This is a genomic window from Inquilinus sp., assembly GCF_057815775.1.
Map to the genome: position 1 here is coordinate 1 of NZ_JBYRFX010000639.1, position 7,136 is coordinate 7,136.

Annotated in this window: 8 protein-coding genes; 2 read left to right on the forward strand and 6 right to left on the reverse strand. The window is 69.4% G+C overall.

Annotation, left to right across the window (positions count from 1 at the left end; genetic code table 11):
- Nucleotides 1-228 (reverse strand): LysR family transcriptional regulator (locus AC3XYG_RS22145; protein WP_489142032.1); only part of this gene is annotated, 228 nt, incomplete at its 3' end.
- Between the two features lie 93 nt (nucleotides 229-321).
- Between AC3XYG_RS22145 and AC3XYG_RS22150 the strand changes: the two genes are divergently transcribed.
- Nucleotides 322-1,029: an SDR family oxidoreductase gene (locus AC3XYG_RS22150; RefSeq protein WP_489142033.1), complete on the forward strand. Its 708-nt coding sequence runs from the start codon at nucleotides 322-324 to the stop codon at nucleotides 1,027-1,029.
- 122 nt (nucleotides 1,030-1,151) lie between these two features.
- Here the strand turns inward: AC3XYG_RS22150 and AC3XYG_RS22155 are convergent, their stop codons facing one another.
- The 4 genes from AC3XYG_RS22155 to AC3XYG_RS22170 all read right to left on the reverse strand — a co-directional run bounded on the left by AC3XYG_RS22155 (nucleotide 1,152) and on the right by AC3XYG_RS22170 (nucleotide 4,549).
- Complete coding sequence (locus AC3XYG_RS22155; RefSeq protein ID WP_489142034.1) at nucleotides 1,152-1,871, reverse strand: nicotinamidase; 720 nt, start codon at nucleotides 1,869-1,871, stop codon at nucleotides 1,152-1,154.
- Nucleotides 1,872-1,949: 78 nt separating this feature from the next.
- Complete coding sequence (locus AC3XYG_RS22160) at nucleotides 1,950-3,002, reverse strand: bile acid:sodium symporter family protein (protein ID WP_489142035.1); 1,053 nt, start codon at nucleotides 3,000-3,002, stop codon at nucleotides 1,950-1,952.
- 278 nt (nucleotides 3,003-3,280) lie between these two features.
- Nucleotides 3,281-3,760, reverse strand: coding sequence for a class I SAM-dependent methyltransferase (locus AC3XYG_RS22165; RefSeq protein WP_489142036.1), 480 nt, complete (start codon nucleotides 3,758-3,760; stop codon nucleotides 3,281-3,283).
- A 105-nt stretch (nucleotides 3,761-3,865) separates the two neighbouring features.
- A complete protein-coding gene (locus tag AC3XYG_RS22170; protein ID WP_489142037.1) occupies nucleotides 3,866-4,549 on the reverse strand; it encodes a dienelactone hydrolase family protein in 684 nt (227 codons plus the stop codon).
- A gap of 286 nt (nucleotides 4,550-4,835) precedes the next feature.
- Here AC3XYG_RS22170 and AC3XYG_RS22175 point away from each other — a divergent pair, with 286 nt between their 5' ends.
- Nucleotides 4,836-6,461 (forward strand): OpgD/OpgG family glucan biosynthesis protein, encoded by a 1,626-nt coding sequence (locus AC3XYG_RS22175; RefSeq protein ID WP_489142038.1) that lies wholly within the window; start codon nucleotides 4,836-4,838, stop codon nucleotides 6,459-6,461.
- A 36-nt stretch (nucleotides 6,462-6,497) separates the two neighbouring features.
- Here AC3XYG_RS22175 and AC3XYG_RS22180 read toward each other — a convergent pair.
- On the reverse strand, nucleotides 6,498-7,136 hold a 639-nt coding region (locus AC3XYG_RS22180), incomplete at its 5' end, for a LysE family translocator (RefSeq protein WP_489142039.1).

The window sequence follows — 7,136 nt, forward strand, 5'->3', positions numbered from 1 at the left end:
CTGTTCGACCGGCTGTAGCAGGGCTTCACCGGCCGCGGTCAGGGCGAGGCCGCGGGCCTGGCGCTCGAACAGCCGGGCGCCCAGTGCCTGCTCCAGCCCGCGCACCTGCTGCGCCACGGCGCTTTGGGTCACATTCAGTGCCTCGGCCGCGGCCCGGAAGCTGAGGTGCCGGGCCGCGGCGCGGAAGGCGCGCAGGGCGTTCAGCGGCGGCAACCCGTCGACCAGCATGAAGTTTTCCTACAGCCAGGATGAAGAACTTCCCGTTTGTCTCCTCCGCCCTGCGGGCGCATCTGTCAAGGGCAACGCAAAGGGAGACCCTTTATGAGCACGTCCGAACGGGTGGCCATCGTCACCGCCGCCAGCCGGGGCATGGGCGCCGCGATCGCCCGCGAACTGGCGCAGCGCGGCTACAGGCTGGCGCTGTTCGCCACCTCCGACGCGGTGGACGCCGTGGCGAGCGAAGTCGACGGCCTCGCCGTGCGCGGCTCGGTCACCGTGCCGGCGGATCTGCAGCGCCTGGTCGACGCCACGCTCGACCGCTACGGCCGGATCGATGCGGTGGTGAACAACACCGGCCATCCGCCGAAGGGCGACATCCTGGCGATCCCGGACGATGACTGGCATCTCGGCCTCGACACGGTGCTGCTCAATGTCGTGCGGCTGGCGCGGCTGGTGACGCCGGCGATGGAGAAGGCGGGCAAGGGCGCCATCGTCAACATCTCCGCCTTCGGCGCGAACCAGCCCGGCGCGGCCTTCCCGATCTCCTCGGTGCTGCGGGCGGGGCTGTCGGCCTTCACCAAGCTCTATGCCGACCGCTACGCCACGGCCGGCATCCGCATGAACAGCGTGCTGCCCGGCTTCATCGACAGCTACCCCGAGACGCCCGAGCTGATCGCCCAGATCCCGACCCGCCGCTTCGGCACGGTAGAGGAGATCGCGGGCACCACCGCCTTCCTGCTGTCCGACGACGCCGGCTACATCACCGGCCAGAACCTGCTGGTCGATGGCGGGCTGGTGAAGGGGATCTGAAGCGCTGTTCGGCCATTCCCTCCGCTGTCATGCCCGGACTTGATCCGGGCATCCAGAGTCTGTCGACATCCTCTGGATTGCCGGGTCAAGCCCGGCAATGACAGGAGAGGGAGGCCGTCGCCTCACGCGATATCGGCCGAGACGATCTTCTGCACCCCGGCGGCGGTCATCGCGGTCCAGGCCTTGGCCAGAGAGCCCTCGGTGTCGATGCCGCGGCAGGCATCGTCGACGACGAAGGCCTCGAACCCTGCCTTGCGGGCATCGATGGCGCTGAAGCCGACGCAGAAATCGGTGGCGACGCCGACGGCGAAGACGCGGTGGATGCCGCGTTCCTTCAGGTATCCGGCCAGGCCGGTCGGCGTGCCGTCCGCCTCGTCGAAGGCGGAATAGCTGTCGACCGAGGGGTGGTAGCCCTTGCGGATCACCAACTCCGCCGTCGGCAGCTTCAGGCCGGCCGACAGATCCGCGCCCGCCGTGCCCTGGACGCAGTGGTCGGGCCACAGCACCTGGTCGCCATAGGGCAGCTTGATCGTGTCGAAGGGCTTGGCGCCGGGATGGGCCGAGGCGAAGGAGATGTGGCCCGGCGTGTGCCAGTCCTGGGTCACCACGATGTTGTGGAAGCGCGTCGCCAGGGCATTGATGACCGGCACGATCTTGTCGCCGTCGGTGACCGCCAGGCTGCCGCCGGGCAGGAAGCAGTTCTGGACGTCGATGACCAGCAGCACGTCGGCATCGCCGGGCGTGATGGTCGCGGCGGCGGCCAGGCCGGGCCGCAGCCATGCGGCGCTCGCGGCGGCGGCACCGGCAGCAATCAGAAATCTGCGGCGGTCGAACTGGGCCATAATATCCCCTTCATGTCAGGCAATGCCGGAGAGGCTGACATGAAGGAGGAAGGGCAACAAGTCCTATGAAGCCGGGTGTCAGGCAGCCTTCGCGGTCTGGCCGCGCGCCGGTTTCTCTGCCTTGGACGTCTGGGCCTCATGCACCTCGGCATCCGTCATCGGGCGGCGGGCGAGGCGGCCGGCGATGACGCTGACCGCCATCAGCTGGAAGAAGTGGAACACCATGACCGGCGCCAGCACCAGGCCGAGCTGCGGCGTGGTGCCGAACATCAGCCGGGCCATCGGCACGCCGGTTGCCAGCGACTTCTTCGAGCCGCAGAAGGTGGCGGCGATGGTGTCGGGCAGGTCGAAGCCGACCAGGCGGCAGACGCTCCACATGATGCTGAAGGCGATGCCGAACAGCAGGATCACGCCGCCGGCGATCTCGACCAGCACGATCGGGTCCTGCTGCGACCAGATGCCGGACGCCATGGAATCGGCGAAGGAGCCGTAGACGATTGCCAGGATGATGGCGCGGTCCGCCATCTTGATCCGGGCATGGTGCCGCGTGGCCCAGCCGGCGAGCAGCGGCCGCACCAGCTGGCCCAGCACGATCGGCACCACCACCAGCAGCACGACGTTCAGCAGCACCGGGCCCAGCTGCATCGGCGTGCCCTGGCTGTGCGTGTACCAGGCCATCATCAGCGGCGTGATCAGCACGCCGATCAGGCTGGAGAAGGTGGCGTTGAAGATCGCCGCCGACAGGTTGCCGCGCGCCAGCGAGGTCATCGCCACCGAGGAGGAGATGGTCGAGGGCAGGGCGGCGAGGAAGAAGAAGCCCAGCAGCAGCCCGGGTTCGACGTGGTCCCCCGCCAGGGCGCCGGCGCCCAGCACCAGCAACGGGAACAGCACGAAGGTGCCGGCGGTGGCGACGAGGTGCAGCCGCCAGTTCGACGCCCCGGCCTTCATCTTCTCCGGCGCCAGCGTCAGGCCGTACAGGAAGAAGACCAGGCAGACGCCGTAGGTCGAGATCCAGTCCCAGTGCAACGGGCCACCCGTGACGCCCGGTGTGGGCCACAGACACGCCGCGATGGCGGTCAGGGGCAGCGCAATCATGAACCAGTCGGGCTTAGCCCGGCGTGCCTTGCTCATCACCAACTCACATCTTGCTCGGGTGACCCGTGCATTCCGTATACAAGATAGCAGGCGCGGCGCCGGAACCACCCCCGATCCGGCATGGGTGTGTTGCAGTGCGGGAGGATGCCGCGGATGCGAAGCGGAGCGGATCAGAGACCGTTCGGAAATGCGCTGGCGTGAGTCGGCTGGTGGTGGCTGCGAGAACCGGCGCGCAGTGGACATGGTCGTCCGTGAGCACCGGAAGCGGAGAAGCCGCCGCCAGACGGCCGCGCCAGCGCATTTCCGGGCGGTCGCTAGCCCACCCGCCACACGAAATACGGCCAGTCCGGCGCGTCGAAGGGCAGGGCGGTCCAGCGGTCGGACCGCATCGCCCGGTCGCTGACGACCAGGCCGCCCGGCGCCATCCGCCGGTCGATCAGCCCGGCCAGCCAGTCGGCCTGGGCCGCGTCGCGGCTGCGGTTCTCGCTGCCGAAATCGGCATGGGCCAGCGCCGCCGGTGCCGTGTCGGACAGGCTTGTAAGGGTCTCGCGGAAATCGCCCAGCACCAGGTCGGCGCCGGTCGGCGCGGCATCCGCCGGCGCGTGCAGGTCGCGGTCGAAGGCGATGATCCGCCGGTCCGGGAACAGCTTGCGCAGATGGCTGAAGGTGCGGCCCTTGCCCAGGCCGATCTCCAGCACCGGGCCCTGCAACCCGCCGATCTCGCCCACCGCCAGCTCCAGCGCCCGGCGCTGGGTGATCATGCGGGCGATCATGCGGTCCAGGCGGCTGTCCATGGCGTCGGCTTCTGCTGCGGTCGGAGTTCGGGGGGCGGGGTCGGCCGGCAGGATAGGCCGGACCGGCCGGGCAAGGCTACCCGGCCGGTGAGACCGTTCGTAGAGCTACTTGGTGGCGCCGTTGGTCTGGAACAGGGCCAGGGTGCGCTGGCGGGACAATTGCGCGTCCTCGAGGTCGGAGTCGGGGCGGCCGTCATTGTTGAAGCCGTGGCCGGACTGCTCATAGATGTAGACCGGCACATCAGGATGGGCGGCCTTGATCGTGGCGGCGGTCTCGTCGGCCGGGATATGGCCATCCTTGCGGCCGAAATGGCAGATCACCGGGCAATTGAGCTCCAGGTCGGCGATCGCCGCGATGCCGCCGCCGTAATAGCAGGCGGCCGCGGCCAGGTCCTTCGCCTGGGCCGCCGAGCGCCAGGCGATGGTGCCGCCATAGCAATAGCCGGTCAGGAACACCGGACCCTTGTCCTTCAGCGCATCGATGCAGGCCTGGACATCGGACACCGGATTCTCCGCGCCATTGGCACCGGCATAGGTACGGCCCGCCTCGAAGCCGGCCGAGTCATGCTCGGCGACAAAGCCGAACTCCTGGCGATCGAACATCGAGGGGGCGATGACCTCGAAGCCCAGCGCCGCCCAGCGCTCGACATCGGCGACGACATACTGGTCGATGCCGAAGATCTCCTGCACCACGACGATGCCGCCCTTGCGGCGGCCGTGCGGCTGTGCATGCAGGGCACTGAAGGCGAAGCCGTCGATCTTCGAGGTCAGGGTGATGGTGTCGGCCATGATTTGCTCCTGGGTGGGATCGCGCCGGGATGGGATCGCGGCAGAAAAGGCGCCGCTTCTCTCGCGGTCAAGCGATGCCTGCGAGGTGCGACGGTGTGGCCGCGCCATCGGATGGTAACGATACCGCGGCGGACCGGTGGAATCCGCGGCGCGGGATTGCTATGGTCGCGGCCTCGCGAAGCGGCCGGACGGCGCCCCGCGGCGGCCGGCGCCCTTTCGGGGGCTGCGGGCAGCGACGGGGGGCGGTGCGGCCGCGATGTCTCATCCAGGGAAAGAGACGGAGACGATGCTCGATCGCCGGTCCTTGCTGAAGGTTGCCATTGCCACCCAGATGTTCGGGGGCTCGGTGCTCGCCGGCCGCTCCGCTTTGGCCGCGCCGCCGCCCGGGCTGCGCTATGGCGACGCCAGCCCGTTCTCCTATGACTGGCTGAAGAGCAGGGCGCGGGAGCTGGCCAGCGCGCCCTACCAGCAGCCGCCGCGGCCGGATCCGGCGATCGTGGAATCGATCGACTACGACGCCCATGGCAAGCTGAAGTACAAGCCGGAAGATGCGCTGTACGGCGACGGCCAGCCCGGCGCCTATCCCGTCACCTTCCAGCATGTCGGCCGGTTCTTCCCGAAGACCGTGAAGATGCATGCGGTCGACCCCGCCGCCGGCACGGCGCGCGAGATCCAGTACGACCCGCAGTATTTCACCGTCGGCCCGGACAGCCCGGCCGCCAAGCTGGCGCCCGAGCCCTCGGCCTTCGCCGGCTTCTGGATCCAGGAGGCCAAGGACGGCAAGGCCGACTGGAAGACCGAGGAGCCCTGGGTCGCCTTCCTCGGCGCGTCCTATTTCCGGGCCAAGGGCGAGCTCGGCCAGGTCGGGCTGTCGGCCCGCGGCATCACCATCACCCCGGGCTCCGGCGGGCCGGAGGAGTTTCCGGACTTCATCGCCTACTGGTTCGAGCCGGCCCAGTCCGACGCCGATGCGGTGACGGTCTACGCCCTGCTCAGCGGGCCCAGCCTCAGCGGCGCCTACCGCTTCCTGATGCGGCGCACCGCCGGCGTGGTGATGGACATCGACACCACGCTGTTCCTGCGCCAGCCGGTCGACCGCCTCGGCGTCGCGCCGCTGACCTCGATGTACTGGTATTCCGAGACGGTGAAGAAGACCGCGATCGACTGGCGGCCCGAGGTGCATGACAGCGACGGGCTGGCGATGTGGACCGGCAGCGGCGAGCACATCTGGCGGCCGCTGAACAACCCGGCGCGGATCGTGGTCTCCAGCTTCTCCGACCAGGCGCCGAAGGGCTTCGGCCTGCTGCAGCGCGACCGCAACTTCGACCATTACGAGGACGGGGTGCGCTATCACCTTCGCCCCTCGGCCTGGGTCGAGCCGCTGGGCGACTGGGGCAAGGGGCAGGTCCAACTGGTCGAGCTGCCGACCGACGACGAGATCCACGACAACATCGTCGCCTACTGGCACCCCGAGGCGCCGACCAAGGCCGGCGACGAACTACCCTTCGCCTATCGCCTGCACTGGCTGGCGGACGAGCCCTATCCGACGCCGCTGGCCCGCGTCGTCGCCACCCGGCTGGGCCGCGGCGGCCAGCCCGGCCAGCCGCGCCCGGACGGGGTGCGGAAGTTCATGGTCGAATTCCTCGGCGGGCCGCTGACCAACCTGCCGTTCGGCGTGAAGCCGGAGCCGGTGCTGTGGGCCTCGCGCGGCACCTTCTCGACCTACACCCTGATGGAAGCGGTGCCGGACGACGTGCCGGGCCATTGGCGGATCCAGTTCGACCTGCAGGTCGACGGCGACGACCCGGTCGAGATGCGCCTGTACCTCAAGGCCGGCGACCAGGTGGCATCCGAGACCTGGCTGTTCCAGTACCGGCCCTTCGTCTCCGACGCCCGGCCGGTCGGGAACTGATCCGGCACGCCGGCCTCTCGCGGGGCCGGCGCCCGATCAGCCTTGGAGCATGGTCGCGCCCATGCCGACCAGGGCGCCGCCGAACAGGCGGTTGCACAGCCTGGCCCGGCCGGGCTGCTGCAGCCAGCGGCGCAGGGCGTGGGCGGCGACCGCGTTGGTCAGGATGCCGATGAAGCTGATCGCGGTGAAGCTGGCGGCGAGCAAGGACAATTGCGGCGTCGCCGGCAGCCCGGCATCGATGAATTGCGGGAAGAAGGCCGGGAAGAACAGCAGCGTCTTCGGGTTGGTGGCCGAGATCAGGAAGCCCTTCCAGAACCGGGCGCCGACCGGGATCACAGCGCCCGCCTCGATGGCGATGCCGCCGCGGGCGCGCCATTGCTGGATGCCGAGATAGACGAGATAGGCGGCGCCGGCCCAGCGCAGCAGGTCGAACCAGCCGCCCAGCAGCGCCAGGAACGAGCCGATGCCGACCACGGCCAGTGCCGCCTGGATGGCGATGGCCAGCGTCGCCCCGATGATCGTGGTCACGGTGCGGACCCAGCCCAGCGCCAGCGCATGCGACAGCGCCAGGATGTTCACCGGCCCGGGGGTGACCCCGAGAATCAGCGCGGTGACGAGGAAGGTGCCGTACAGGTGCCAGTTCATGGCCGGGGCTCGCTGGGATGGCCGGCCGGC